General features: G+C 69.6%; 25 protein-coding genes, 1 tRNA gene and 1 pseudogene. 2 read left to right on the top strand and 25 right to left on the bottom strand.

Translation table 11 applies throughout. The annotated features are described in order from the left end of the window. Nucleotides 1-19 precede the first annotated feature (19 nt). The 19 genes and pseudogenes from BLV24_RS03495 to BLV24_RS03405 form a co-directional block, all read right to left on the bottom strand. Nucleotides 20-781, bottom strand: a complete 762-nt coding sequence (locus BLV24_RS03495) for a biotin--[acetyl-CoA-carboxylase] ligase (protein ID WP_092679721.1) — start codon at nt 779-781, stop codon at nt 20-22. Between the two features lie 5 nt (nt 782-786). Further along, on the bottom strand, nt 787-2,229 hold the full coding sequence (gene nuoN, locus BLV24_RS03490; protein ID WP_092679720.1) for an NADH-quinone oxidoreductase subunit NuoN: 1,443 nt from the start codon (nt 2,227-2,229) through the stop codon (nt 787-789). A gap of 1 nt (nt 2,230) precedes the next feature. Beyond that, nucleotides 2,231-3,802 (bottom strand): NADH-quinone oxidoreductase subunit M, encoded by a 1,572-nt coding sequence (locus tag BLV24_RS03485; RefSeq protein WP_092679719.1) that lies wholly within the window; start codon nt 3,800-3,802, stop codon nt 2,231-2,233. After that, the gene (gene nuoL, locus BLV24_RS03480; RefSeq protein WP_092679718.1) at nt 3,802-5,778 is read right to left on the bottom strand and encodes an NADH-quinone oxidoreductase subunit L; all 1,977 of its coding nucleotides are present in this window, start codon (nt 5,776-5,778) and stop codon (nt 3,802-3,804) included. The genes BLV24_RS03485 and nuoL overlap by 1 nt, the downstream gene beginning before the upstream one ends. Before the next feature lie 4 nt (nt 5,779-5,782). Beyond that, nucleotides 5,783-6,103 carry an NADH-quinone oxidoreductase subunit NuoK gene (nuoK, locus tag BLV24_RS03475; RefSeq protein ID WP_092679717.1) on the bottom strand — a complete coding sequence of 107 codons (321 nt, stop codon included), beginning with the start codon at nt 6,101-6,103 and terminating at the stop codon, nt 5,783-5,785. A 22-nt stretch (nt 6,104-6,125) separates the two neighbouring features. Continuing rightward, the gene (locus tag BLV24_RS03470; RefSeq protein ID WP_092679716.1) at nt 6,126-6,740 is read right to left on the bottom strand and encodes an NADH-quinone oxidoreductase subunit J; all 615 of its coding nucleotides are present in this window, start codon (nt 6,738-6,740) and stop codon (nt 6,126-6,128) included. Between the two features lie 34 nt (nt 6,741-6,774). Next, nucleotides 6,775-7,197 (bottom strand): hypothetical protein, encoded by a 423-nt coding sequence (locus BLV24_RS03465; protein ID WP_092679715.1) that lies wholly within the window; start codon nt 7,195-7,197, stop codon nt 6,775-6,777. A gap of 76 nt (nt 7,198-7,273) precedes the next feature. Next, the gene (gene nuoI, locus BLV24_RS03460; RefSeq protein WP_092679714.1) at nt 7,274-7,765 is read right to left on the bottom strand and encodes an NADH-quinone oxidoreductase subunit NuoI; all 492 of its coding nucleotides are present in this window, start codon (nt 7,763-7,765) and stop codon (nt 7,274-7,276) included. 12 nt (nt 7,766-7,777) lie between these two features. Continuing rightward, nucleotides 7,778-8,800, bottom strand: a complete 1,023-nt coding sequence (gene nuoH / locus BLV24_RS03455; RefSeq protein WP_092679713.1) for an NADH-quinone oxidoreductase subunit NuoH — start codon at nt 8,798-8,800, stop codon at nt 7,778-7,780. Between the two features lie 5 nt (nt 8,801-8,805). Then, a complete protein-coding gene (gene nuoG, locus BLV24_RS03450; RefSeq protein WP_092679712.1) occupies nt 8,806-10,830 on the bottom strand; it encodes an NADH-quinone oxidoreductase subunit NuoG in 2,025 nt (674 codons plus the stop codon). Nucleotides 10,831-10,832: 2 nt separating this feature from the next. Continuing rightward, nucleotides 10,833-11,339, bottom strand: coding sequence for a DUF3291 domain-containing protein (locus BLV24_RS03445; protein ID WP_092679711.1), 507 nt, complete (start codon nt 11,337-11,339; stop codon nt 10,833-10,835). Continuing rightward, nucleotides 11,336-12,634: an NADH-quinone oxidoreductase subunit NuoF gene (gene nuoF, locus BLV24_RS03440; protein WP_092679710.1), complete on the bottom strand. Its 1,299-nt coding sequence runs from the start codon at nt 12,632-12,634 to the stop codon at nt 11,336-11,338. Before nuoF ends, BLV24_RS03445 begins: the two co-directional genes overlap by 4 nt. 5 nt (nt 12,635-12,639) lie before the next feature. Then, on the bottom strand, nt 12,640-12,852 hold the full coding sequence (locus tag BLV24_RS03435; RefSeq protein ID WP_245710365.1) for a DUF5337 family protein: 213 nt from the start codon (nt 12,850-12,852) through the stop codon (nt 12,640-12,642). A gap of 77 nt (nt 12,853-12,929) precedes the next feature. Beyond that, a pseudogene (gene nuoE / locus BLV24_RS03430) lies at nt 12,930-13,604 on the bottom strand (NADH-quinone oxidoreductase subunit NuoE); the annotation flags it as partial. Beyond that, nucleotides 13,604-14,809 carry an NADH-quinone oxidoreductase subunit D gene (locus BLV24_RS03425; protein ID WP_092679707.1) on the bottom strand — a complete coding sequence of 402 codons (1,206 nt, stop codon included), beginning with the start codon at nt 14,807-14,809 and terminating at the stop codon, nt 13,604-13,606. The gene BLV24_RS03425 and the pseudogene nuoE, both read right to left, overlap by 1 nt. Continuing rightward, complete coding sequence (locus tag BLV24_RS03420; RefSeq protein WP_092679706.1) at nt 14,809-15,414, bottom strand: NADH-quinone oxidoreductase subunit C; 606 nt, start codon at nt 15,412-15,414, stop codon at nt 14,809-14,811. The genes BLV24_RS03425 and BLV24_RS03420 overlap by 1 nt, the downstream gene beginning before the upstream one ends. A gap of 38 nt (nt 15,415-15,452) precedes the next feature. Then, nucleotides 15,453-16,013 carry a NuoB/complex I 20 kDa subunit family protein gene (locus BLV24_RS03415; protein ID WP_092680255.1) on the bottom strand — a complete coding sequence of 187 codons (561 nt, stop codon included), beginning with the start codon at nt 16,011-16,013 and terminating at the stop codon, nt 15,453-15,455. Between the two features lie 50 nt (nt 16,014-16,063). Continuing rightward, the gene (locus BLV24_RS03410) at nt 16,064-16,429 is read right to left on the bottom strand and encodes an NADH-quinone oxidoreductase subunit A (protein ID WP_092679705.1); all 366 of its coding nucleotides are present in this window, start codon (nt 16,427-16,429) and stop codon (nt 16,064-16,066) included. 703 nt (nt 16,430-17,132) lie between these two features. Beyond that, a tRNA-Asp gene (locus tag BLV24_RS03405) sits at nt 17,133-17,209 on the bottom strand. 256 nt (nt 17,210-17,465) lie between these two features. On the opposite strand from BLV24_RS03405, the gene BLV24_RS03400 reads away from it, so the two are divergent. Next, the gene (locus tag BLV24_RS03400; RefSeq protein WP_092679704.1) at nt 17,466-17,906 is read left to right on the top strand and encodes a tellurite resistance TerB family protein; all 441 of its coding nucleotides are present in this window, start codon (nt 17,466-17,468) and stop codon (nt 17,904-17,906) included. Nucleotides 17,907-18,365: 459 nt separating this feature from the next. Next, a complete protein-coding gene (locus BLV24_RS03395) occupies nt 18,366-19,775 on the top strand; it encodes a M20/M25/M40 family metallo-hydrolase (RefSeq protein WP_092679703.1) in 1,410 nt (469 codons plus the stop codon). A 335-nt stretch (nt 19,776-20,110) separates the two neighbouring features. Here BLV24_RS03395 and BLV24_RS03390 read toward each other — a convergent pair whose 3' ends face one another. The 6 genes from BLV24_RS03390 to hemH form a co-directional block, all read right to left on the bottom strand. Further along, entirely contained in the window at nt 20,111-20,425 is a 315-nt protein-coding gene (locus BLV24_RS03390) for a hypothetical protein (RefSeq protein ID WP_092679702.1), read from the bottom strand. 114 nt (nt 20,426-20,539) lie between these two features. Next, the gene (locus BLV24_RS03385; protein ID WP_281242869.1) at nt 20,540-21,379 is read right to left on the bottom strand and encodes a 3'(2'),5'-bisphosphate nucleotidase CysQ; all 840 of its coding nucleotides are present in this window, start codon (nt 21,377-21,379) and stop codon (nt 20,540-20,542) included. Continuing rightward, nucleotides 21,366-22,733, bottom strand: a complete 1,368-nt coding sequence (locus tag BLV24_RS03380; protein WP_092679701.1) for a TldD/PmbA family protein — start codon at nt 22,731-22,733, stop codon at nt 21,366-21,368. The genes BLV24_RS03385 and BLV24_RS03380 overlap by 14 nt, the downstream gene beginning before the upstream one ends. 8 nt (nt 22,734-22,741) lie before the next feature. Further along, the gene (locus tag BLV24_RS03375; protein ID WP_092679700.1) at nt 22,742-23,161 is read right to left on the bottom strand and encodes an MAPEG family protein; all 420 of its coding nucleotides are present in this window, start codon (nt 23,159-23,161) and stop codon (nt 22,742-22,744) included. A 170-nt stretch (nt 23,162-23,331) separates the two neighbouring features. Continuing rightward, nucleotides 23,332-23,499: a hypothetical protein gene (locus BLV24_RS21870; RefSeq protein WP_176954603.1), complete on the bottom strand. Its 168-nt coding sequence runs from the start codon at nt 23,497-23,499 to the stop codon at nt 23,332-23,334. A 341-nt stretch (nt 23,500-23,840) separates the two neighbouring features. Beyond that, nucleotides 23,841-24,929, bottom strand: coding sequence for a ferrochelatase (hemH, locus tag BLV24_RS03370; protein ID WP_092679699.1), 1,089 nt, complete (start codon nt 24,927-24,929; stop codon nt 23,841-23,843). Nucleotides 24,930-25,077 lie beyond the last annotated feature (148 nt).

Raw genomic sequence — 25,077 nt, 5'->3', positions numbered from 1 at the left:
CCGGGAGCGGTCGCTCTTGTTAGGGGGCGTTCTGGGGAAAGAACACCTCGGCCGCGGCGATCTTGCGCGTGCCTTGCGGCGTTTCAAGGACAAGGGCGCCGTCGGAATCGATATCCGCGAACACGCCCGACAGGGTTTCGCGCGGAAGCCGCGCCTCGATGCGTTCGCCCAGCCGCGCGGCGCGCGCCAGCCAGGAATCGCGCAGGGGCGCGAATCCCTGGGCGCGGTAGATGTCCAGCCAGCGGGCGAAGGCGGCGGCGAGCTCGCGCAGCGCGTCCTCCGCATCCGGGGCCTCGCCCAGAAGGGCGGCGAGCGACACCGGCGGAAAGGCCGCGCCGGGCGTGGGCTCGGGCGCATGGGCGAGGTTCACGCCGATGCCGACCGAGACCCATTCCAGGTGATCGCCCTGACCTTCGCTTTCCAGCAGGATGCCGGAGACCTTGCCGCCCTCGATCAGCGCGTCATTGGGCCACTTGGTCTGGATCCGCTTGTCCGGCGCCAGCGCGCCCAGCATGTCGGCCACGGCCAGCGACGACACGAAGCTGAGCCGCGCCGCGTCCTTCGCCCCCATCTTCGGGCGCAGGAGCAGGGTGGCGGCGAGGTTGCCGCCCGGGTCGCCCCATACGTTCCCGCGCCGGCCACGCCCGGAGGTCTGGCGACGCGCCATGACCCAGACGGGACCAGGGACCCCGGCCGCGGCGCGGCTCCGCGCCTCGTCCATGGTCGATCCGGTCTCCTCCAGGATCTCGACCCCGTAGCCTCGCGGCCAGTCCGCGCCCATCCGCGTCAGTGGAAGAGCGAGGCGGCGGCCGCCTCGGCCAGAACCGGCACGCCGAAGAGGTTCACCACCGGCAGCCAGCCGACGCCCATGATCAGCGCCGAGACCCCGAGCGCAAGCCCGTGCACCAGCGGCATCGAGCCGGTAAGCCCCTGCCCGGCCTCATCGAAATACATGATCTTGATGACGCGCAGATAGTAGAAGGCGCCGATCACCGAGGCCACCGCGCCGGCCGCGGCCAGCGGCGTCAGCCCGGCCTCGACCGCGGCCATGAACACGAACCACTTGCCGAAGAACCCGACCAGCGGCGGGATGCCGGCGAGGCTGAAGAACAGCGCCGCCATGGCCAGCGCCTGCCCCGGCCGCGCCTTCGACAGGCCCGCGAGATCCGAGATCTCGGTCACCGGCTTGCCGTCCCGCTCCATCGTCAGGATGAAGGCGAAGACGCCGATATTCATCGACACGTAGATGGCGAGGTAGATCAGCAGCGACCGCGCCCCTTCCTCGGTGCCGGCGGCGAGCCCGACCAGCGCGAAGCCCATATGGGCGATCGAGGAATAGGCCATCAGCCGCTTCAGGTTGGTCTGCCCGATGGCCGCGATGGACCCGAGGAACATCGAGGCGACCGCCAGGAAGGCCAGAATCTGCTGCCAGTCGGCCACCGCGCCGCCGAAGCCGTCATAGAGCACCCGGGCGAACAGCGCCGCCGCCGCCGCCTTGGGCGCGGTCGCGAAGAAGCCGGTGACCGGGGTCGGCGCGCCCTCGTAGACGTCGGGCGTCCACATGTGGAAGGGCGCGGCGGAAATCTTGAAGGCCAGCCCCGCGCAGAGGAAGGCCAGGCCGAACAGCATGCCCAGCGAGCCGCCATCCGCCGCGACCTCGGCGATCGCGGAGAACTTGGTCGACCCCGAATAGCCGTAGACCAGCGAGGCGCCGTAAAGCAGCAGGCCCGACGACAGCGCGCCCAGCACGAAATACTTCAACCCGGCCTCGGTCGAGCGCAGGCTGTCGCGCCGGAACGCGGCGATGACGTAGAGCGCCAGCGACTGCAGCTCCAGCCCCATGTAGAGCACCATCAGGTCGCCGGCCGAAACCATGACCATCATGCCCAGCGTCGCCAGCGCGATCAGCACCGGATACTCGAACTTGGCCAGGTCGTGGCGGCGCATGTAGCCATCCGACAGGATCAGCATGATCGCCGCGCCGAACAGGACCACCACCTTGGCGAAGCGCGAGAACCCGTCGGAGACGAAGCCGCCGTTGAAGGCCGTGGCCTCCCCGACCCCGAACCCCGAGATCAGCCCCAGCACCGCCAGCACGCCGGCGGTGGCCCAGGTCAGCGCGCTCGCCAGCTTGTCGCCCGGCCCGTAGGCCCCGGCCATCAGGGCGATCATCGCCCAGATCGCCAGCATGATCTCCGGCAGGATGACCGTAACGTCTTGGCTCAGCATGTCAGTGCGTCCCCCCGGCGGCGGGCGCAGCCCCCGCGAACTGGATCAGGCCGTCGGCGGTCGCCTCGGCGACGGCGTGGTCGACGCCGTTCACAAGGTTCTGGACCGCGGGGCCGAACAGGTCGGTGATCAGGCTGGGATAGAAGCCCAGCAGAAGCGTGCCGACCACGAGCGGCGCGAACAGCAGACGCTCGCGCCCCGTCATGTCGGTGATCGCGGACAGCGACTGCTTGATCAGGTCGCCCAGCACCACGCGGCGATAAAGCCACAGCGCGTAGCCCGCCGACAGGATCACGCCGGTCGCGGCCCCGGCCGCCGCCCAGGTCGACACCTGGAAGGCGCCGGCCATGGTCAGGAACTCCCCGATGAAGCCCGAGGTGCCCGGCAGGCCGACATTGCCCATGGTGAACAGCATGAAGATCAGCGCGAAGGCCGGCATCCGCACCGCGAGCCCGCCATAGGCGGCGATGTCACGGGTGTGCATCCGGTCGTAGATCACGCCGACGATGAGAAACAGCGCGCCGGAGATGAAGCCGTGGCTGAGCATCTGGAAGATGGCTCCGTCGACGCCCTGCCGGTTGGCCGCGAAGATGCCCAGCGTCACGAAGCCCATATGGGCGACCGACGAATAGGCGATCAGCTTCTTCATGTCCTCCTGCATCATCGCCACCAGGGAGGTGTAGATGATCGCGATCACCGACAGCGCGAACACGAAGTCGGTCATCAGCTCCGACGCCACCGGAAACATCGGCAACGAGAAGCGCAGGAAGCCGTAGCCGCCCATCTTCAGCAGGATCGCCGCCAGCACCACGGAACCCGCGGTCGGGGCCTGCACATGCGCGTCGGGCAGCCAGGTGTGCACCGGCCACATCGGCATCTTCACCGCGAAAGAGGCGAAGAAGGCCAGCCACAGCATGGTCTGCACGCCGCCGACGATGTGCCAGCCCAGCAGCGTGATCGGCGCGGCCGAGAACTCGTAGGCCAGCAGGGTCGGGATGTCCGACGTGCCCGCCTCGGCATACATGTAGATCATCGCCACCAGCATCAGCAGCGAGCCGAGCAGCGTGTAGAGGAAGAACTTGAACGACGCGTAGATGCGGTTGGCGCCGCCCCAGATGCCGATGATCAGGAACATCGGGATCAGGCCGGCCTCGAAGAACAGGTAGAACAGCACCATGTCGAGGCTGGCGAAGACGCCGATCATCAGCGTCTCCAGCACCAGGAACGCCGCCATGTATTCCTTCACCCGGTGAGTCACGCCCCAGGAGGCGCCGATCACGATCGGCATCAGGAAGGTGGTCAGCATCACGAACAGGACCGAGATCCCGTCCACGCCCAGCTTGTAGTTGAGGCCGAGCAGCCACTCGCCCTCCTCCACGAACTGGAAGCCGGTGTCGGAGGCGTCGAAGCCGCCCAGGATCACCAGGCTCAGCAGGAAGGTCGCCGTGGTGGCGATCAGGGCCACCACCTTGGCGTTGAGCTGGGCGGCCGCGTCCTCGCCCCGCAGCACCAGGATCAGGACCAGGGCCCCGATCAGCGGCAGGAAGGTGACCAGCGTGAGGATGTTGGACATCAGTGGGCGCTCCCGCCGACGGAGAGCCAGGTCACGAGGATCGAGACGCCGATCAGCATGACGAAGGCGTAGTGGAACACGTATCCCGACTGCCCGCGGCCCGCGAGCCGGGTGACCCAGGGAATGACCCCCATGGCCAGCCCGTTGATCGCGCCGTCGACGACCGAGCCGTCGCCCTTCTTCCAGAAGAAGGCCCCCAGCCACATGGCCGGCCGCACGAAGATCAGGCCGTAGAGCTCGTCGAAATACCACTTGTTGAGCAGGAACTTGTAGGCGCCGTGATGACGCTCGGCCAGTTCCCGCGGCAGGTTCGGATTGGCGATGTAGAACCAGTAGCTGACCGCCAGACCGCCCAGCATGGCCACGAAGGGCGACAGCTTCACCCAGGCCGGAACCGAGTGGCTGTCATGCATGACATGGTTGGTCTCGTGGTTGACGTAGATCGCCGCGCCGAACCAGTCCTCGGACGAATAGCCGATGAAGCCCGAGAAGAAGACCATGCCCGCCAGCACCGCGCCCGCGCCGAGGATGTAGAGCGGCCACATCATCACCGCCGGGCTCTCATGCGCATGCTCCCAGTGCTTCCGGTCGCGGGTCTCCCCGTAGAAGGTCAGGAAGATCAGGCGCCAGGAGTAGAAGGAGGTGAAGGCGGCCGCGATCACCAGCAGGGTGAAGGAGAACTCGCCGACTGCGCTGTGCGCGGCATAGGCGCCCTCGATGATCGCGTCCTTGGACACGAAGCCGGCGAAGCCGATCGGCAGGCCCAGGATGTCGTAGGAGAACGGGATGCCGACGCCGGTGATGGCCAGCGTGCCCAGCATCATCATGGCGAAGGTCACCGGGATCTTCTTCCGCAGCCCGCCGTATTTCCGCATGTCCTGCTCATGGTGCATCGCGTGGATGACCGAGCCGGCCCCGAGGAACAGCAGCGCCTTGAAGAAGGCGTGGGTGAACAGGTGGAACATCGCCGCCTGGTAGTAGCCGACGCCCGCCGCCACGAACATGTAGCCCAGCTGCGAGCAGGTGGAGTAGGCGATCACCCGCTTGATGTCGGTCTGCACCAGCCCGACCGTCGCCGCGAAGAAGGCGGTGACGCCCCCGACCACGGTGATGAAGCCGGTGGCCATCGGCGCGTATTCCATGATCGGCGACATGCGGCAGACCAGGAACACGCCCGCGGTCACCATCGTCGCCGCGTGGATCAGGGCGGAGACCGGGGTCGGCCCCTCCATCGCGTCGGGCAGCCAGGTGTGCAGCATGAACTGCGCCGACTTGCCCATGGCCCCGATGAACAGCAGGAAGCACGCCAGCTCGGCCGCGTTCCAGTCGGTCCACAGGAAGGTCACCGTGCTCTCGGCCAGGTGATGGGCCTGCCCGAAGATCACGTCCAGCTCGATCGAGTCGGTCATCATGTAGAGCGTGAAGATGCCCAGCAGGAAGCCGAAATCGCCGACACGGTTGACGATGAAGGCCTTCATCGCGGCCGCGTTGGCCGAGGGCTTCTTCCACCAGAACCCGATCAGCAGGTAGGAGGCGACGCCCACGCCCTCCCAGCCGAAGAACAGCTGCAGAAGGTTGTCGCCGGTCACCAGCGCCAGCATGGCGAAGGAGAAGAAGGACAGATAGGCGAAGAACCGGGGCTTGGCCTCGTCCTCCTCCATGTAGCCCATGGAGTAGAGATGCACGAGCGCCGAGACCGAGCAGACCACGACCAGCATCACCGAAGTCATGCGGTCCAGCCGGATGCCCCAGTCGATGGCCAGCGTGCCGCTGTCGATCCAGCGGAACAGCGACAGGCTCTCGGCGCCCTCGGGCAGCGCGATCAGCACGATCCAGGCGAAGACGGCCGCGACCATCATGATGCCGGTGGTGACCAGCATCGCGCCCTTCTCGCCGGTGAAGCGCCAGCCGAAGCCGGCGATCAGCGCACCCGCGAACGGCGCGAGCAGGATGAAGAGGACCAGACTTTCGAGCATCGGATCAGCCCTTCATCATGTTCACGTCCTCGACCGCGATGCTTCCGCGATTGCGGAAGAAGCAGACGAGGATGGCCAGGCCGATGGCCGCTTCGGCGGCGGCGACGGTCAGCACGAACAGCGTGAAGATCTGCCCCGCGAGATCGCCGAGATGCGCCGAGAACGCCACGAAATTGATGTTGACCGCGAGCAGCATCAGCTCGATCGACATCAGGATGATGATGATGTTCTTCCGGTTCAGGAAGATCCCGAAGATGCCGGTGACGAAAAGGATCGCCCCCACCGTCAGATAGTGCTCGAGGCCGATGCCCGCCGCGCTGTCCATGTCAGTCCCCTTCGTCCCGAACTCAGATGCCCTGGCCCGGCTTGATGTCTTTAAGCTCGACCGCCTCGTGACGCTCGCGATGCATCTGGTCGATGACGCTCTGCCGCTTGACCCCCGGCTTGTGGCGCAGGGTCAGCACGATAGCCCCGATCATCGCCACCAGCAGGACCATGCCCGCCAGCTGGAACAGCAGCACGTAGTCGGTGTAGATCAGCCGCCCCAGCGCGCGGGTGTTCTCCACATCCGCGGGGATCGGCGCGACGGCGGTCCGAAGCTGGGGCGCCGCGTCGGCGAAGACCCAGGACCCGGCCACCAGGCCGAGCTGGATCAGCAGAACCAGCCCGATCAGCACGCCCACCGGCAGATAATCCGAGAACCCGGCCCGAAGCTCGGCGAAGTCGACGTCGAGCATCATCACCACGAACAGGAACAGCACCGCGACCGCGCCCACATAGACGATGGCCAGCAGCATGGCCACGAACTCCGCCCCCACCAGCACGAACAGGCCAGAGCAGGAGAAGAAGGCCAGGATCAGCCACAGCACGGAATGCACCGGGTTGCGGGCCAGGACGGTCAGCAGCCCCGCCGCGATGGCCGAGCAGGCGAACAGGTAGAAGGCGATCGTGGCCACGGTCATGCGCAGATCCTCTTGTCGCGCGCCGGCCCGAGGCTCAGCGGCAGTCGTTTCCGCGGGTCCGCCAGGAAACCGCCCTCCAGGGCGCCTCCGGCGCGTCTTCCGCCCGCTCGAATTCCAGTTCCATGTCGCACCAGCGACGGTAGGTCCGCGGCGCCGCCCATCCGGCGCCGTAGCCGTAGGCGTAGCCCCCCCGGCCGTATCCGTAGCCCCAGGGCCCGAACGGTCCCCAGGGATAGGGTTCGGGCACGACCTCCAGCGTGGCGCTGGACCAGCGCAGGATGCGACGGCCCTCGGCCTCCGCGGTCGCGTCGGGCACGCCCAATTCGCGCACCAGCGACAGTTCCGTGCGGCCCATCAGGGCGCCCATCCGCTCGGCCCGCTCGGGGCCCTGGGTGGTCGCGCATCCCGCCGCCGCCAGAAGCGCCGGCGCGAGAAAAAGCGCGGACAAGCGGTGCATTCGCCATCTCCCTTTCCCCCTTCTTCCGACCCTCGGTCAGCGGCGCCTCACGGCCCGCGGTCCCTGACGCCCGCCCTCAGCGGTAAGGCGCGTCCAGCTCCAGGTTGCGGGCGATCTCCCGCTCCCAGCGATCGCCGTTCGCGAGCAGCTTGTCCTTGTTGTAGAACAGCTCCTCGCGCGTTTCGGTGGCGAACTCGAAGTTCGGACCCTCGACGATGGCGTCCACCGGGCACGCCTCCTGACAGAAGCCGCAATAGATGCACTTCGTCATGTCGATGTCGTAGCGCGTGGTGCGGCGGCTGCCGTCCTCGCGCGGTTCGGCCTCGATGGTGATCGCCTGGGCGGGGCAGATCGCCTCGCACAGCTTGCAGGCGATGCAGCGTTCCTCGCCGTTCGGATAGCGGCGCAGGGCGTGCTCGCCCCGGAACCGCGGGCTCAGCGGCCCCTTCTCGAACGGATAGTTGAGCGTCTTCTTCGGCTTGAAGAAGTATTTGAAGCCCAACCGGAAGCCGGCGATGAAGTCGGCCAGCACGAAGTAGTGCGCGGCGCGGGCGTAGGAGAAGGCCATGTCAGTTGCTCCTTACCAGCGGGCGTAGCCGGGGACGCCGTACTGCGCCAGACCGGCGGCGATCACCACCCAGGCCAGCGACAGCGGCAGGAAGACCTTCCAGCCGATGCGCATCAGCTGATCGTAGCGGAAGCGCGGCACGACGGCCTTCACCATGGCGAACATGAAGAAGAAGAACACCGCCTTGAGCACGAACCAGAACACGCCGTCCGGCAGGCCGGGGATCGGCGACAGCCAGCCCCCGAAGAACAGCGTGGTCATCAGCGCGCACATCAGGGTGATCGCCATGTACTCGCCGATCATGAACAGCAGGTACGGGGTCGACGAATATTCGACCTGGTAGCCGGCCACCAGCTCCGATTCCGCCTCCGGCAGGTCGAAGGGCGGGCGGTTGGTCTCGGCCAGGGCGGAGATGAAGAACATGATCATCACCGGGAAATGCGGCAGCCAGTACCAGGAGAACATCCCGTAGGCGCCGCGCTGCGCCTCGACGATCGCGGTCAGGTTCAGCGAGCCGGTGGAGATCAGCACGCCCACGATGATCAGGCCGATCGAGACCTCATACGAAATCATCTGCGCCGCCGAGCGCAGCCCGCCCAGGAACGGGTATTTCGAGTTCGAGGCCCAGCCGCCCATGATCACGCCGTAGACCTCCAGCGAGGACACGGCGAAGATGAACAGGATGCCGACATTGATGTCGGAGACCACCCAGCCCGCGTTGAACGGGATCACCGCCCAGGCGATGGTCGCCAACACGAAGCTGATCAGCGGGGCGAGGAAGAACACGGTCTTGTCCGCGCCCGCCGGCACCACGATCTCCTTCATCGCGAACTTCAGGAAGTCCGCGAAGGATTGCAGCAGGCCGAAGGGCCCCACCACGTTGATCGACTTGCGCAGCTGCACCGCGCCCCAGACCTTGCGGTCCATCCACAGCAGGAAGGCGAGGCTCACCAGAAGGCAGACGGTGACCACCAGGCACTGCAGCAGGATCAGCAGGCCGGGAAGGCCGTAATCGGACCAGAATCCGGTTTCCATCGCGCTTACTCCGCGGCCATCGGTTTCGCTTCGCGCAGGGCGCGGAGGCGGGAGAGGTCGGCCAGCACCGTCGAGGCGCGGCAGATCGGGTTGACCAGGTAATGGTCGGCGAGCGCCGGGGCGTAAGGCGCGTGACCGAGCACCCCGAGTTCCAGCGCCTCATGCGCGTTCTCGGGAACCGTGTCGAGACGGGCCAGGTGCGGCACGTCCTCGAACATCGCCTTGCGCAGCGCGGCCAGCCCGTCATAGGGCAGCGGCTTGCCCATGGCGGCGGACAGCGCGCGCAGGATCGCCCAGTTCTCCCGCGCTTCGCCCGGCGGGAAACCGGCGCGATTGGCGAGCTGGGGGCGGCCTTCGGTGTTCACGAAGATCCCCGATTCCTCGGTCCAGGCGGCGCCCGGCAGGATCACGTCGGCGCGATGCGCGCCCCGGTCCCCGTGGGAGCCCTGGTAGACCACGAAGGGCCCGGCCGGAATGTCGAGCTCGTCCGCGCCCAGGTTCAGGATCACGTCCGCTTCCAGCGCCCGGGCGATCCCGCCCTCGGCGACCAGGCCCAGATCCAGCCCGCCGACGCGGCTCGCGGCGTTGTGCAGGACCAGGAACCCGCTCTCGCCCAGTTCGGCGACCTTCATCGCGGCGGCCAGCGCCGCGGCGCCGTCCTCGCGCGCCAGCGCGCCCTGCCCGATGATGACCACCGACTTCTTGCCCTTGACCGGCGTCCAGTCCTCGGCCGGCGTGTTCACCGTCGCGGCCAGCGCGTCCGGGCCGGTCCCGATATGGTCGTAGTCATAAGTCAGGTCGACGGCCTCGCCGATCAGCCCGACCTTGGCGCCGTTCATCCAGGCCTTGCGGATGCGGGCGTTGAGCACCGGCGCCTCGCTGCGCGGATTGGTCCCGACCAGCAGGATCAGCTCGGCGTCGTCCAGATCCTCGATCTTCGCGGTGCCGGCATAGGACCCGCGGTTCCCCGCCTCCAGCGCCACGCCGTCGGTCCGGCATTCGGCCACGCCGTCGAGGCTGCCCACCAGGCCCTTGAGCGCGAACATCGCCTCGGTCGAGGCCAGATCGCCGGCGATGCCGGACACCGTCTTGCCCTCGGCGGCCTCGGCGATGGCGGCGAAGGCCTCGCCCCAGGTCGCCGGCTTCAGCTTGCCGTCGCGGCGCACATAGGGCTTGTCCAGCCGCTGCCGGCGCAGCCCGTCCCACACGAAGCGGGACCGGTCGGCCAGCCATTCCTCGTTCACCCCGTCATGGTTGCGGGGCACGATGCGCATCACCTCGCGGCCGCGCACATCCACCCGGATCGAAGATCCGAGCGCGTCGATCACGTCGATGGTCTCGGTCTTGCGCAGCTCCCACGGACGCGCCGTGAAGGCGTAGGGCTTGGAGGTCAGCGCGCCCACGGGGCACAGGTCGATGATGTTGCCCTGCATCTCCGAGGTCAGGGTCTGCGAGAGATAGGACGTGATCTCCGAGTCCTCGCCGCGGCCCGTCTGCCCCATCTCCGGCACGCCGGCGACTTCGGTGATGAAGCGCACGCAGCGGGTGCAGGAGATGCAGCGGGTCATGCAGGTGCCGACCAGCGGCCCGAGATCCATGTCCACCGCGGCGCGCTTGGGCTCCCGGTAGCGGGAGAAGTCCACGCCATAGGCCATGGCCTGATCCTGCAGGTCGCATTCGCCGCCCTGGTCGCAGATCGGGCAATCCAGCGGGTGATTGATGAGCAGGAACTCCATCACCCCTTCGCGGGCCTTCTTGACCATGGGGGTGTTGGTGAACACCTCCGGCGCCTGGCCTTCCGGGCCGGGGCGCAGGTCGCGCACCTGCATGGCGCAGGAGGCCGCGGGCTTGGGCGGACCGCCCTTCACCTCGACCAGACACATGCGGCAGTTGCCGGCGATCGACAGGCGCTCATGATAACAGAAGCGCGGCACCTCGACCCCGGCGGCCTCGCAGGCCTGCAGCAGCGTCATGGCGCCGTCGACCTCGATCACCTCGCCGTCGATGCTGATTTTCTTCAGATCGGTCATGCTCACGCCGCCTCCGCGTCGCCGCAGCCCCGGGTCTTCCAGAGCCGCGCGTCCTTGAGTTCCGACCAGCCGAACGCGTGCTCGGAGGGCCCTTCGGCCTCCAGCCGCGCCAGCCGCGCCATGCCGTCCGCCGCGCTGGGGCGGGTTCCCTCGGGCACCCACCACATCACCAGCCGCTGGCTGTCCGTCGCGTCGTACCACTCCGCCCGCCGGGCGTAGAAGTTGCGATGCACCGTGTTCCACACGAATTGTTCCAGCGACGCCGCGTCCGTCCAGACCGACAGCGTCGAGGCCGTGCGCGGGTTCCCGCCCAACGGCCCGTCCGGGTCCAGCTGCGCGCGCTCCATCTCTTCGGAGCTCAGCCGCCAGACGAACCCCTCCGCCCGCTCGGCCAGAGCGTTCACGCGCGGCTCGTTGTCCGCGAAGTCGGCCACGCGGGGATCGTCCCAGTCGTAGCGCAGCACGCCGATGTTGAACTCGGCCAGGTGATGTCCGGCGGGCTGGTTCATTCGGCGGCCACCGCCGAGACGCGGCCCGTCTTCTTCGCCTTGATGCGGTCCTCGATCTCGTCGCGGTAATGCCGGATCAGGCCCTGGATCGGCCAGGCCGCCGCGTCGCCGAGCGCGCAGATGGTGTGGCCCTCGACCTGCTTGGTGACGTCGAAGAGCATGTCGATCTCCTCGATCTCGGCCTCTCCGGTCACCAGCCGGTCCATGACCCGCATCATCCAGCCGGTGCCTTCCCGGCAGGGCGTGCACTGGCCGCAGCTCTCGTGCTTGTAGAATTTCGACAGCCGCCAGATCGCCTTGATGATGTCGGTGGACTGATCCATCACGATCACCGCGGCGGTGCCGAGACCGGATTTCTGCTCGCGCAGCCAGTCGAAATCCATGATCGCGTCGCCGCAGACCGGGCTGGGCAGACACTGCACCGACGACCCGCCGGGGATCACCGCCTTGAGATTGTCCCAGCCGCCGCGCACGCCGCCGCAATGCTTGTCCAGCAGCTCGCGCAGGGGGATCGACATCGCCTCCTCGACCACGCAGGGCTGGTTCACATGGCCCGAGATGGCGAAAAGCTTGGTGCCCGCGTTGTTCTGCCGCCCGAAGCCCGCGAACCAGTCGGCGCCGCGGCGCAGGATGGTGGGGGCGACGGCGATGGACTCGACGTTGTTCACCGTGGTCGGGCAGCCGTAGAGGCCGGTATTCGCCGGGAACGGCGGCTTCAGGCGCGGCATGCCCTTGCGGCCTTCGAGGCTTTCCAGCAGCGCGGTTTCCTCGCCGCAGATATAGGCCCCGGCGCCGTGATGCAGGTAGACGTCGAAATCCCAGCCGGATTTCGCGGCGTTCCGGCCCAGCAGCCCGTCTTCATAGGCCTCGTCGATGGCGATCTGCAGCGCCTCGCGCTCCCGGATGAACTCGCCGCGGATGTAAATGTAGGCGGCATGCGCGCCCATCGCGAAACCGGCGACCAGGCAGCCCTCGACCAGCGTGTGCGGGTCGTGGCGCATGATCTCCCGGTCCTTGCAGGTCCCGGGTTCGGATTCGTCGGCGTTGACCACCAGATAATGCGGCCGGCCGTCGGATTCCTTGGGCATGAACGACCATTTCAGGCCGGTCGGAAAGCCCGCCCCGCCCCGGCCGCGCAGGCCCGATTTCTTCATCTCGTCCAGGATCGCGTCGCGGCCCCGCCCGATGATGCCGGCGGTGTCGTCCCACAGGCCGCGGGCCTTGGCGCCGGCCAGCGTGCGGTCCTTCATCCCGTAGATGTTCTGGAAGATCCGGTCTTCGTCGCGCAGGAACATCCGCGTCACTCCTTCCCGGCGCCCTTGCGCCAGACCAGAAACAGATTGATCAGCGCCCAGCCGAGCGCCGCGAGGCAGAGCATGTCGATGAGAAAGGCGAAACGCACCGGAAGCCCTAGCGCGCCGCCGGCGGCGCTGAGCCCCAGCCACAGACCCATGGCGACGAGGATGACGATGCTCGCCAGCTTCGTGGTCGCCCTGTCCTTGTCGCTGCGCATCGCGCCCATTCCCCCTCGACCGCCCCTCAGTTTCCGCCCGAACGGGGCGTGTTGATGACCTGGGCCGAGGCGACGGGCTGCGTGCCGTCGATCCGCGCCACGGTTTCGCCGAGCGCGACGGCCAGCTGCGCCGAGGCGTTGAGCCCGTTGCGCTCATCCTCGGGGATGATCAGCGAGGTCAGGCCCGATTTCGGCTCCGGCCCGTAGCGGCCGTTCTGCGGACCCGGCGTCGGAACCTCGCCATTGGCGAAGGCGTCGAGGATCTCGGCGAACCGTTCGGTGGTCAGGTCCTCGTAGAAATCCTTGCCGATCTGCACCATGGGCGCGTTCGAGCAGGCGCCGAGGCACTCGACCTCCTCCCACGAGAACAGGCCGTCCCGGTAGACCTTGTGCGCCTCAGGCCCGATCTTGTCCTTGCACACCGCCACCAGATCCTCCGCCCCGCAGAGCATGCAGGACAGCGTTCCGCAGACCTGGATGTGGTAGCGGCCGACGGGGGCGAGCTGGAACATGAAGTAGAAGGACGCGACCTCCAGCACCCGGATCTGGGCGAGGCCGAGCATGTCGGCCACCACCTCGATGATCGGGCGGGAGATCCAGCCTTCCTGCTCCTGCGCGCGCCACAGCAGCGGGATCACCGCGGAGGCCTGACGCCCCTCGGGATACTTGGCGATCTGCCCCTCGGCCCATTCCAGGTTGGCTTGCGTGAAGGCGAAGCTTTCGGGCTGTTCGTGATGAAGGCGGCGAAGCATTAGCGGTCGATCTCCCCGAACACCACGTCGAGCGAGCCGAGGATGGCCGAGACGTCGGCCAGCTGGTGGCCCCTGCAGATATGGTCCATGGCCGCGAGATGCGGAAAGCCCGGCGCGCGCAGCTTGGCGCGGTAGGGCTTGTTGGTGCCGTCGGCGACCAGGTAGACGCCGAATTCGCCCTTGGGCGCCTCGACCGCGGCGTAGACCTCGCCGGCCGGCACATGGAACCCTTCGGTATAAAGCTTGAAGTGGTGGATGAGCGCCTCCATCGAGGTCTTCATCTCGGCCCGCTTGGGGGGGGCGAGCTTGCCCCGGTGGATCACCGGCTCACCCTTGCATTCATCAAGCTTCTCAATGCACTGCTTGATGATCTTCACACTCTCTCGCATCTCTTCCATGCGGCAGAGATAGCGGTCGTAGCAGTCGCCGTTCTTGCCGAGCGGGATCTGGAAGTCCATCTCGTCATAGCATTCGTAGGGCTGGGCCCGGCGCAGGTCCCAGGCGAGGCCCGAGCCGCGCACCATCACGCCCGAGAAGCCCCAGGCCTGGGCCTCCTCCTTGGTGACGACGGCGATGTCGACATTGCGCTGCTTGAAGATGCGGTTGTCGGTCAGCAGCCCTTCGAGGTCGTCGCAGACGCCGAGGAACGGATCGCACCAGGCGAGAATGTCCTCGCACAGTTCGGGCGTCAGGTCCTGATGCACGCCGCCGGGGCGGAAATAGGCGGCGTGGAGCCGCGCCCCGCAGGCGCGCTCATAGAACACCATGAGCTGCTCGCGCTCCTCGAAACCCCAGAGCGGCGGCGTCAGCGCGCCCACGTCCATGGCCTGCGTGGTGACGTTGAGCAGGTGGTTGAGAATGCGCCCGATCTCGCAGAACAGCACCCGGATCAGCTGGGCGCGACGCGGAACCTCGACGCCGACCAGCTTCTCGATGGCCAGGCACCAGGCGTGCTCCTGGTTCATCGGGGCCACGTAGTCGAGCCGGTCGAAATAGGGGAGGTTCTGCAGGTAGGTGCGGCTCTCCATCAGCTTTTCGGTGCCGCGATGCAGAAGGCCGATATGGGGGTCGACCCGGTCCACCACCTCGCCGTCCAGTTCCAGCACCATGCGCAGCACGCCATGGGCCGCCGGATGCTGGGGACCGAAGTTGATGTTGAAGTTGCGGATGCGCTGTTCGGGCGTCTGGAAGTCGGTGCCGTCCATCACTTCGCCTCCGCTTTCTGGTCGCCGGGAAGGATGTATTCGGCGCCTTCCCACGGGCTCATGAAGTCGAACTGCCGGTAGTCCTGGGTCAGCTTGACGGGCTCGTAGACCACGCGCTTGGCCTCCTCGTCATAGCGGACCTCGACATAGCCGGTGGTCGGGAAATCCTTGCGCAGCGGATGCCCGCGGAAGCCGTAGTCGGTCAGGATCCGGCGAAGATCCGGATGGCCCGAGAACAGCACGCCATACATGTCGAACACCTCGCGCTCGAACCAGTCGGCGCAGGGGTGGATGTCGGTGATGGAGGGCGCGATCTCGTCCTCCCGCACGCGGGCCTTCAGGCGGATGCGCAGGTTCTGGCGCATCGACAGGAAGTGATAGACGAGGTCGAAGCGCTGCTCGCGCGCCGGCCAGTCGACCCCGGTGATGTCGATCATCGTGGTGAACTGGCACGACGGGTCGTCGCGCAGGAACTTCACCGCGTCGGGGATCTTGTCGAGCGCGACCATCACGGTCAGCTCGCCCACGGCGATCTCATGGGAGATCACCGCCTCGGGCAGCCGCGCTTCCATGAGCACGGCGATCTCTGCGAGGGCTTCGGACATCGGCTGGGCGTCTCCCTGGCTCGTTGAGGTCCGCCCGCTCAGCGGGCGATCACCCCGGTGCGCCTGATCTTTCGCTGAAGCTGGAGGATGCCGTAAAGCAGCGCCTCCGCCGTCGGGGGGCAGCCGGGCACGTAGATGTCGACCGGCACGACCCGGTCGCAGCCGCGCACGACCGAGTAGGAATAGTGATAGTAACCGCCGCCATTGGCGCAGGAGCCCATGGAGATGACGTAGCGCGGCTCCGGCATCTGGTCGTAGACCTTGCGCAGCGCCGGGGCCATCTTGTTGGTCAGCGTGCCGGCCACGATCATCACGTCGGACTGGCGCGGCGAGGCGCGCGGCGCGAAGCCGAACCGCTCCACGTCGTAGCGCGGCATGGAGGTGTGCATCATCTCCACCGCGCAGCAGGCCAGCCCGAAGGTCATCCAGAACAGCGAGCCGGTGCGCGCCCAGTTGATGACGTCGTCGGCGGTGGTGAGCAGGAAGCCCTTGTCCGCCAGTTCGTCCGACAGGTTGCGGGCGAAGATGTCCTTGTCGGCGCCGGCCCCGGTCGCGAGCGCCGAGGACGGGGCCAGGGAGGCGCGGGCGGCCGGAACCATCTCGCCGCCGAGCGCGGCGGTCTTGGCTTCGGTCCCCTGCCCGGTCGGGGTTACTGCCATTCCAGCGCTCCCTTCTTCCATTCATAGGCGAAGCCGATGGTCAGCACCGCGAGGAACACCATCATCGACCAGAAGCCGAACAGCCCGACATCCTGGAAGGCCACGGCCCAGGGGAACAGGAAGGCGATCTCGAGATCGAAGATGATGAACAGGATCGAGACGAGGTAGAAGCGCACGTCGAATTTCATGCGCGCGTCGTCGAAGGCGTTGAAGCCGCATTCATAGGCCGAGATCTTCTCGGCGTCCGGTCTGCGCACCGCCAGCACCACGGCGGCGAGGATCAGAACCAGGCCCAGGCCGACGGCCAGCGCGAGGAAGATGAGGATCGGAAGATATTCGCGCAGCAGGTCGTCCATGAGCCCTCCCGCAGGCCGCGGACAGAGGCGCCGACCTCGGCGCGCGTCCCGGCGTTCCAGACGGGCTCACGTCTATAGCCGGGTCGCGGCGAGGTCAACAAAGGGAGACGAACGTATCGGGGTCGGAACGTGGCGGAAATCGGGACGATTTTCCCGGTCCCCAACGGCAAGACGCTGAAAATGCGCTCGAATCGACGGCCGGGGTCGGTATGCGGTTGCATGCCGCGCCTCTGCTGCGGTGCGAAAGGCCGCGCCGGATCGAAACAGGACGCGGTTCGGTCCGCGCGTGGAGACTCGGCAAGGCTTGCAGGACGGGCGCGTCGCCCCCATGGCGGTGGCGCGATCCGACGTCGGGGACCCTCGCCGGGACACACGCCGGAACCAGGGTCGCGAGGCCGGGGGACGTCCTGTCCCGGCGCGGATCGCCGCGGCCGCGCGATCGTCCCGCCCCGGTTCCCCGCTCCAGCTCCCCGCCCCGGTTCATCTTGCCCCGGTGCATCTTGCCGGCGCATCGCCCCGCCCCGGCCCCATGAACACCGCGGTCGCGGCCTGCAGGGTCCGCCGAACGCCATGGCCCCGCCGCCGGCCGACGCGGCAGCCGCAGCGCTCGCGCGCATGAACGACGCGGGGGGACCCCCTGTCGGGGAACTTCCAGTCATTTTCGTAGAACGTCGCTCCCGCCCGAGGCGGAAGAAGGCGGCGATGGCGCGGTTGACGGGGCTCGAACCCGCGACCCCCGGCGTGACAGGCCGGTACTCTAACCAACTGAGCTACAACCGCAGCCGCCGTCCCGTCCGGTATGTGGCCGCTTCGCAGAGTGTTCCGCGTCGCCGCCCCGTCGGGAGTGCCGGGTTGATATTCGGGCGGGCGGAGGTCGTCAAGGGCTCCCGAAAGAAAATCGGCGCCGGGATCACGAAGCGTAGCGGAAACCTGTGACGGACGCATGCCGGGTGGCCGCGCGCGGCGGACCGCGCCATATGAAGCGCGAGGCGCTCCGCCCGCGCCGCCCGCCCCCACGTCCCCGGAGACCCCGACCATGCTGCGATCCCTGCTGGCTTTCCTGTCCGCGCCCGAATCCGAAGCCGCCCTGCCCGAGGACGAGTCGCGCCTGGCGCTGGCGGCGCTGATGGTGCGGGCGGCGCGGGCGGATGGCGACTACGAGGGCCGCGAGCGCGAGGTGATCCTCTCGGCGCTGGCCGAGCGGCACGGGCTGTCCGCCGCCGGCGCGGAGTCGCTGCTGGCCGAGGCCGAGCGGGCCGAGGCCGCGGCCCCCGACACGGTGCGCTTCACCCGCGCGCTGAAGCGGGCGGTGCCGATCGAGGCGCGCGCCGGCCTGCTGGAGGCGATCTGGTCGGTGGCGCTGGCGGACGGGCGGCGGGATCCGGAGGAGGACGCCTTCCTGCGCCAGCTCGCGCCCCTGCTGGGGGTGGAGGACCGGGACAGCGCCCTCGCCCGCCGCCGCGCCGCGCGGGACTGAGGGCGCACGGGGCGCCGCGTGGAGCGCCCGCCCGCGGCGCCGGCCCGCCCGCGGCGCGCGGCCGTCCTCGCGCGGCCTCGCCGTTTCCGCTGGCCTGGGCCCCGATCCCATGCCATCGCCCCCTTGCCATGGCCGGCCTCGGCGCCCGGCGGCCCGCGCCGCCTTCGCGGGCCCACGGCCGCTCTCCTCTCGGCGCTTTCCCCCGACGCTTTCCCCCCCAAGGCTTTCCCTCGGCGCTTTCCCGCTGCCACCCGCACCAGGGTCGCCACGCGCCGCGGGCGCGCCGGTCCCACCGGGCGCCGCCTCGACGCGGCGCCTCGCTCCGCCGATTCCCTCGCGACAGGCCGGAGCCCGGCGCGCCTCCGCCCGGTTGCCAAGGCCCGCTCCCGGCGCCACGCTCCGCCCCGATCCCGGCCTTCCCGCCGCCTCCCCCCAAAGCCACCCCGCCCGGAGCGCGCCATGTCCCATTCCGCCCTGCCCGCCGTTCTCGACCGGCTCGACGCCGATCTCGACGCCGCCGTCGAACGGCTCTTCGCCCTGCTGCGCTTCCCCTCGATCTCCACCGATCCGGCCTACAAGCCCGCCTGCGCCGAGGCCGCCGCCTGGCTGGTCCACGAGCTCAACGGCCTCGGCTTCGCGGCCGAGCTGCGCCCCACCCCCGGTCATCCGATGGTCGTGGCCCATGGCGACGCGCTGGCGGATCCCGCCTCCGCCGCCCCGTCGCTGCTGTTCTACGGCCACTACGACGTGCAGCCGGTGGACCCGCTGAACCTGTGGAACGCCGATCCCTTCGCCCCCGCGGTCGAAACCCTGCCCGACGGCCGCCGCGTGATCCGCGCCCGCGGCGCGGTGGACGACAAGGGCCAGCTGATGACCTTCATCGAGGCCTGCCGCGCCTGGAAGGCCGAGACCGGGACCCTGCCCGCGAAGATCTCGATCCTGTTCGAGGGCGAGGAGGAATCGGGCTCGCCCTCGCTGATCCCCTTCCTGGAGGCGAATCGCGAGGAGCTGTCCCGCGACCTCGCCCTGATCTGCGACACCGGCATGTTCGACCCGAAAACCCCGGCGATCTCGACCATGCTGCGCGGCATGATGGGCGAGGAGATCACGGTGAAGGCCGCCTCGCGCGATCTGCATTCGGGGATGTATGGCGGGCCGGCCTCGAACCCGATCCGGGTGCTGGCGAAGATCCTCGCCGCCCTGCATGACGACACGGGCCGCGTGACCATTCCGGGCTTTTACGACGACGTGGACGACATCTCCCCCGATCTCGCCCGCCAGTGGGAGGCGCTGCCCTTCTCCGCCGCCGGTTTCCTCGGGGCGGTGGGGCTGGAGATCCCGGCGGGCGAGCAGGACCGCTCGGCGCTGGAGCAGATCTGGTCGCGCCCGACCTGCGAGTTCAACGGCGTCATCGGCGGCTATACCGGCGAGGGCTTCAAGACGGTGATCGCGGCGGAGGCCTCGGCCAAGGTCTCCTGCCGGCTGGTGTCGCGGCAGGACCCCGAGAAGATCCGCGCCGGCTTCCGCGAGCTGGTCTCCAGCCTCGTGCCGGCCGATTGCGAGGTGGTATTCAAGCGCCACGGCTCCTCGGAGGCGGTGGTCATGGACGTGACGGCCCCGGAGTTCGAGGCGGCGCGCACGGCGCTTTCGGCGGAGTGGGAGACGGAGGCGGCCTTCGTGGGCTGCGGCGGCTCGATCCCCATCGCGGGACATTTCCAGAAGCTGCTGGGCATGGAGTCGCTGCTGATCGGCTTCGGCAACGACGACGACAACATGCACTCGCCCAACGAGAAATACGACATGGAGAGCTTCCGGAAGGGCGCGCGCTCCTGGGCGCGGGTGCTGGGAGAGCTGAGCCGCAAGGCCTGAGGACGCAAGCGCCGCGTCGCGCGGGCGCCCGGCGGCGCGGCTCCGCCCGCGGCGCGCGGGACCCGGTCGCGGGCTGCGAGGCCGCAGGCGGCGCGGCGGCCGGACCATTGGCAAGGGGCGCGCCCGCCGCGCCCCTTTTTCGTCGCTGCGGCCGCGCAGGCGCCTCGGGACGGGTCAGCCGGACATCCCGGCTCCGAACCCTTCCCCGCCCCCTGTTCCTGCCCCGGGCCGCTGAAAACGGTCCCGTCAGCGCCACGCCGCCGCGCGCCGCGGGCGGAACGGTCGAGTGGGCGCAACCGGGACGCGGCGCCTTCGGGGCCCCGGCGGGAAAGCGCTCAGTTCCGGCGTCCGGCGCGCCCCCCGCGGCGACCCCCGCGGCGGCCCGTGGGACGCGCGGCCTGCGCCAGCCCCTCCTCCAGCACCGCGGTCATCGGGTGATCGGGCGCGAGCGGGGCGTAGCGGGCGTGCAGGGCGGCGATGGACTCGGTCCGGCCCTCGCCCCCGGACCGACCCAGGGCCCAGTCGAAGAAGATCGCGCGCGCCGCCTCCGGAACCAGGTCCGGCATCCGGTAGGCCTCGGCGATCAGGCCCCGCGGATCGGCGTCGGGGTCGTCGGTCTTGGGGGAGGGCGGTCGGGAGGCGGCGGTCATGGCGTAACGGCTCGACTGAAAGGCGGCGGCAGCGTCAGCTACGCGCCAAAAGGCGCGCGGCGCAAGCGGTTCGGGGGCGGGACCGGCGGGACGGAGGCAGGGCGCGCGGCCCCGCTATCCCCCCGGCGCCAGCCGCGCGAGAATCGCGCCATGCACGCCCGGCGCGGCGGCGATCAGGCCGGCCAGCCGGGGCTCCGGCCGGTTGTAGACCGGGCGCGCGCCCGCGGCGTCGGACACCGCCGCCCCCGCCTCGGCCAGGATCAGGTCTCCCGCCGCGGCATCCCATTCCCAGACCCCGCCCACGGAGATCGAGGCGTCGAACCGCCCCTCCGCCACCAGGCACAGCCGATAGGCCAGCGAGGCGCGGAAATGCCGGTTCACCGGCGGCGGCCCGTCGATCCAGCGCTCCGGCCGCATCCCGGCCTGGGTGACCAGCGCGTCGGCGCCCTTGATCTCGGTGCGCCCCGAATGCGCCATCGGGGCCCCGTCCATGGTCGCGCCGCCGCCGAGCGCCGCGGCGTAGACCACGCCCCGCGCCGGCAGGAACATCACCCCGGCCCGGATCTCGCCCCCCTCGCAGACCGCGAGCGCATGGCCCCAGGTCTCCTCCCCCTTCAGGAAGGCGCGGGTGCCGTCGATCGGGTCCACGATGAAGCAGCGGCGCGAGGCGAGGCGGCGGGCGCGGGTCTCGCCCGAATCCTCGGTCTCCTCCGACAGCCAGCCATAGTCGGGCCGGGACATGCCCAGCTCGGACCGCAGCATCCGGTCCACTTCCAGATCGGCCTCCGACACCGGCCCCTGCCCGCCGTCCTTCTCCCACGCCTCGGGGTCGGAGCGGAAATGGCGCATGGCGATGCGCCCCGCCTCCCGCGCGGCGGAGACCAGCAGCGCCAGATCCGCCGCGTCCTGCGCCTGCGGCCCTGCGCCCCCCTGCCCGCGATCAGGCCCCGGCAACCGTCAGCCCCTCCACCAGCAGCGAGGGGACGACGGAGACCCGCTCCTCCTCCGCATCGTTCGCGGGAACGATCGAGCCCAGCATCTCGCTCAGGTTCCCGGCGATGGTGATCTCGTTCACCGGATAGGCGATCTCGCCGCCCTCGACCCAGAATCCCGAGGCGCCGCGGCTGTAATCCCCGGTATTGGGGTTGATCGAGGCGCCGATCATCGAGGTCACCAGAAGCCCGGTCCCCATCTCCGCCATCAGCGCCTGGAGCGTGCGGGTTCCCTGCGTGAGCCGCAGGTTGGTGGTCCCCGGCGAGGGGGTGGAGCCCGGCGCCCGCATGGCGTTGCCGGTGGAGGCGAGGCCCAGCTGGCGGGCGGCGGCCAGGTCCAGCACCCAGCTTTTCAGCACCCCGTCCTCGACGAAGGCGCGGGTGGCGACGGGCAGCCCCTCGGCGTCGAAGGGGCGGGAGGCGGCGCCCATCGGGCGCAGCGGGTCCTCGGTGATGTCCAGCCCCTTCGGGATCACCTGCCCCCCCATCCGGGTCTTGAGCCAGGAGCCCCCGCGCGCCACCGAGGCCCCGTTGGCCGCTCCGATCAGATGCCCGACCAGCGACGACGACACCCGCCGGTCGTAGATCACCGGCCAGGCGCCCGTCGGGGCCCGGCGCGGGTTGAGGCGGGAGACCGCGCGTTCGCCGGCCTCCCGCCCGATCCCGGCGGCGTCGGGCAGGTCCGCGGCGCGGCGGCGGCTCTCGCCCCGGTAGTCGCGCTCCATCCCCACGCCCTCGCTGGCGATGGCCGAGACATAGAGGCCCGAAGTGGTTCGCTCATGGCTGCCGGCGAAGCCGTTGGTGGCCGCCAGATGCAGGCGGCGACGGGCCCAGGACGCGCCCGCCCCCTCGGCCTGCGCGACGCCCTTCACGGCGAGCGCGGCGGCTTCGGCCTCCCGCGCCATGGCTTCCAGCGTCGCGGGGCTCGGCGGATCGGCGGGGTCCGCCAGATCGAGGCCGGAGGCGTCGCGGCGGTCGGTGAGCTGGCCGGGCTCGGCCAGACCGCACCACGGGTCCTCCGGCGCGGCGCGGGCCATGGCGACGGCGCGCTCGGCCAGCACCCGCAGCGTCTCGGGCGAGGCGTCGGAGGCCGAGACCGTCGCCTGCCGCCGCCCGATCAGCACGCGCAGGCCGACATCCACGCCCTCGGCGCGCTCGGCCTGCTCCAGCCTGCCGCCGCGCACATCGGCGCTGACGCTCTCGGCGGCGACGGCCACGGCGTCGGCGGCCTCGGCCCCGGCGCGTTTCGCGGCGTCGAGCAGCGCGTGGCACACCGCGGCGCCATCGGGTCCGATATCGGCTCCGGCATCCTTCATTTCGGGTCTCACAGTTCGGTCAGGGCGTGGCCCACGAGGCCGAGGCCTCCGAGAGCCAGCGCGGCATAGGTCAGGATCATGCCCGCGGCGCGGGTGGTCAGCGTCGGGTTGGCCGACACGAAATGCCAGGCGTGGCAGAGACGGCCGGCGGTGAGGCAGAGCCCCAGCAGATGCACGGCGAGCGGCGGCGCCCCGGTCAGCGCGGTCAGCGTGACCAGCACCAGGCCGAGCGGCGCGTATTCGACGAAGTTGCCATGGGCGCGGATGGCGCGCTGGGCGTCGGGCTGCCCGCCGTCGCCGAGGGACAGGCTGCGCGACCGGCGCAGCCGCACCACCCGGACCGAGAGCCAGACCGCGATCAGGGCGTTGAGCCCGGCATAGAGGCAGGCCGCGGCCAGCGCGGGTCCGAAGTCGGTCGTGTCGGGCATGGGCGCTCCTGCGGGGGTGCGGCGGGCCGGCGAACGGGTCGGCCGGCATTCGGGGCGGGCTCGGGCGCGGATCCCGCGCCTGCGCCGCGCAGCCTACCGGCGCCGCCGGTCAGGTCAATCGCCGGGCGCCGCGCGGACGCGCCCGCCGCCCTCGCCCCCCCCTCGCGGGATCAGGCGTCGGCGCGGTCGGGACCCAGGATCAGCAGCACGATGCCCCAGATGAGCGGGGTGAGAAAGATCGCCCCGATCACCGCCCAGAGCACGGAGCGTCCCCAGACGGAGGCCCACCAGACCACGAGGCCGAAGGCGACGATCCAGGGGATGGCGAGAAATTCCATGACGGGCTCCTTTTCGGCGCCCCGCGGGATCGGGGCTGCGCCTCTTCATGTAGCGACGCCGCGGCGAGGATCAAACCAGGGGCCCGGGAACGCGCGCAGGCCGGCGAAGGCGCCGCGTCGGGGCGCGCGCCAGGCCGCGCCGGTCCGCCCGCGGCGCCGGGACATGTCGGACGGGCGTCGAGGGATCCTCCCGCCCGGGACCAGGGCGACCTCGACGCCCGCGCCGCGTTCGCCTTGCGCCGCGGGCGCGACCGTCCGGCCTGGCGCAGGCTCGGGCGCGGCGCCCCCTGCCCCCAGCGCCCCCCTCCGGCCCGATGCGCGCCGCCTGGGCTAAGCCGTGCTCAGATCCAGCCCTGGAGTTCGTTGCGCACGATGGTCTCGATCATCTCCATGTGGTCGGGATGATCGTTCAGGCAGGGGATGTAGTCGAAGCGCTCGCCGCCGGCATGGACGAAGGCCTCCTTGATCTCCTCGTTGATCTCTTCGAGAGTCTCCACGCAGTCGGAGGAGAAGGCCGGCGCCATCACCGCGATATGCTTCTTGCCGGCCTCGGCCAGCCGCGCGACTTCCTCGACCGTGTAGGGCTGCAGCCATTCCTCCGACCCGAAGCGGGACTGGAAGGTCAGCACCACCTCCTCCTTCGCGAAGCCCAGCCGCTCCCGCAGCCGGCGCGTCGTGGCGGCGCACTGGCAGTGATAAGGGTCGCCCTTCTCGGTCAGGTAGCGCTTGGGCAGGCCGTGATAGGAGGTGACCAGCGCGTCCGGCCGCCTGTCCATGCCGGCATAGGCGCGCTCCACCGACCGGGCCAGCGCCTCGATATAGAGCGGGTGATCGGCATAGGGCGGCACGGTGCGGCTCGCCGGCTGCCAGTTCAGCTTCATCAGCGCGGCGAAGAAGGCGTCGTTGGCGGTGGCCGTCGTGGCCCCGGCGTATTGGGGATAGAGCGGGAAGAACAGGATCTTCTCGCAGCCCGCCTCCTGCATCGCCCGCACCCGGCTCTCGGTCGAGGGGTTGCCGTAGCGCATGCAGAAATCCACCAGCACCCGGCCGCCCAGATCCGCCTCCAGCCGCCCGGCCAGCGCCTCGGTCTGGGCGCGGGTGGTGGTCAGCAGCGGGCTCTCGTCCAGATCGTTGTTCCAGATCCCCCGATAGGCCTCGCCCGAGGAGAACGGGCGCTTGGTCAGGATCACCAGCTGCAGCAGCGGCTGCCAGAACCACGGGTTGAGGTCGATGACCCGCTTGTCCGAGAGGAATTCGCCCAGATAGCGGCGCATGGACCAGTAGTCGGTGGCGTCGGGGGTGCCGAGATTGACCAGCATCACCCCGATCTTCGCCCGCGGCTGGGGCGGATGATCGGCGGGCGCGTGGGCGAGGCGGCCCTCGCCGGGGGCGTCTTTCTCGGCTGCGGTCTGGGAGGCGCGCTGAAGCATGGGTCGGCCCTTCGGATCTGCGGCGAGGGTCCCGCGGCGCGCGGATCGCTCGCGGGTCGGCGAAGGTCAGCTAGGCGCAGGGACGGGCGGGTCAACGCCCCTGCGGCGTCGCGGACCGCGGTTTTGGGGGGTATGGCCTCCGCGACTG

Origin of the sequence: Albimonas donghaensis (assembly GCF_900106695.1) — a bacterium.
In the GTDB taxonomy this organism is placed as follows: Bacteria; Pseudomonadota; Alphaproteobacteria; order Rhodobacterales; family Rhodobacteraceae; genus Albimonas; species Albimonas donghaensis.
Note: the sequence above shows the minus strand (reverse complement) of the source record. Positions and strands in the feature narration are given on the sequence as shown.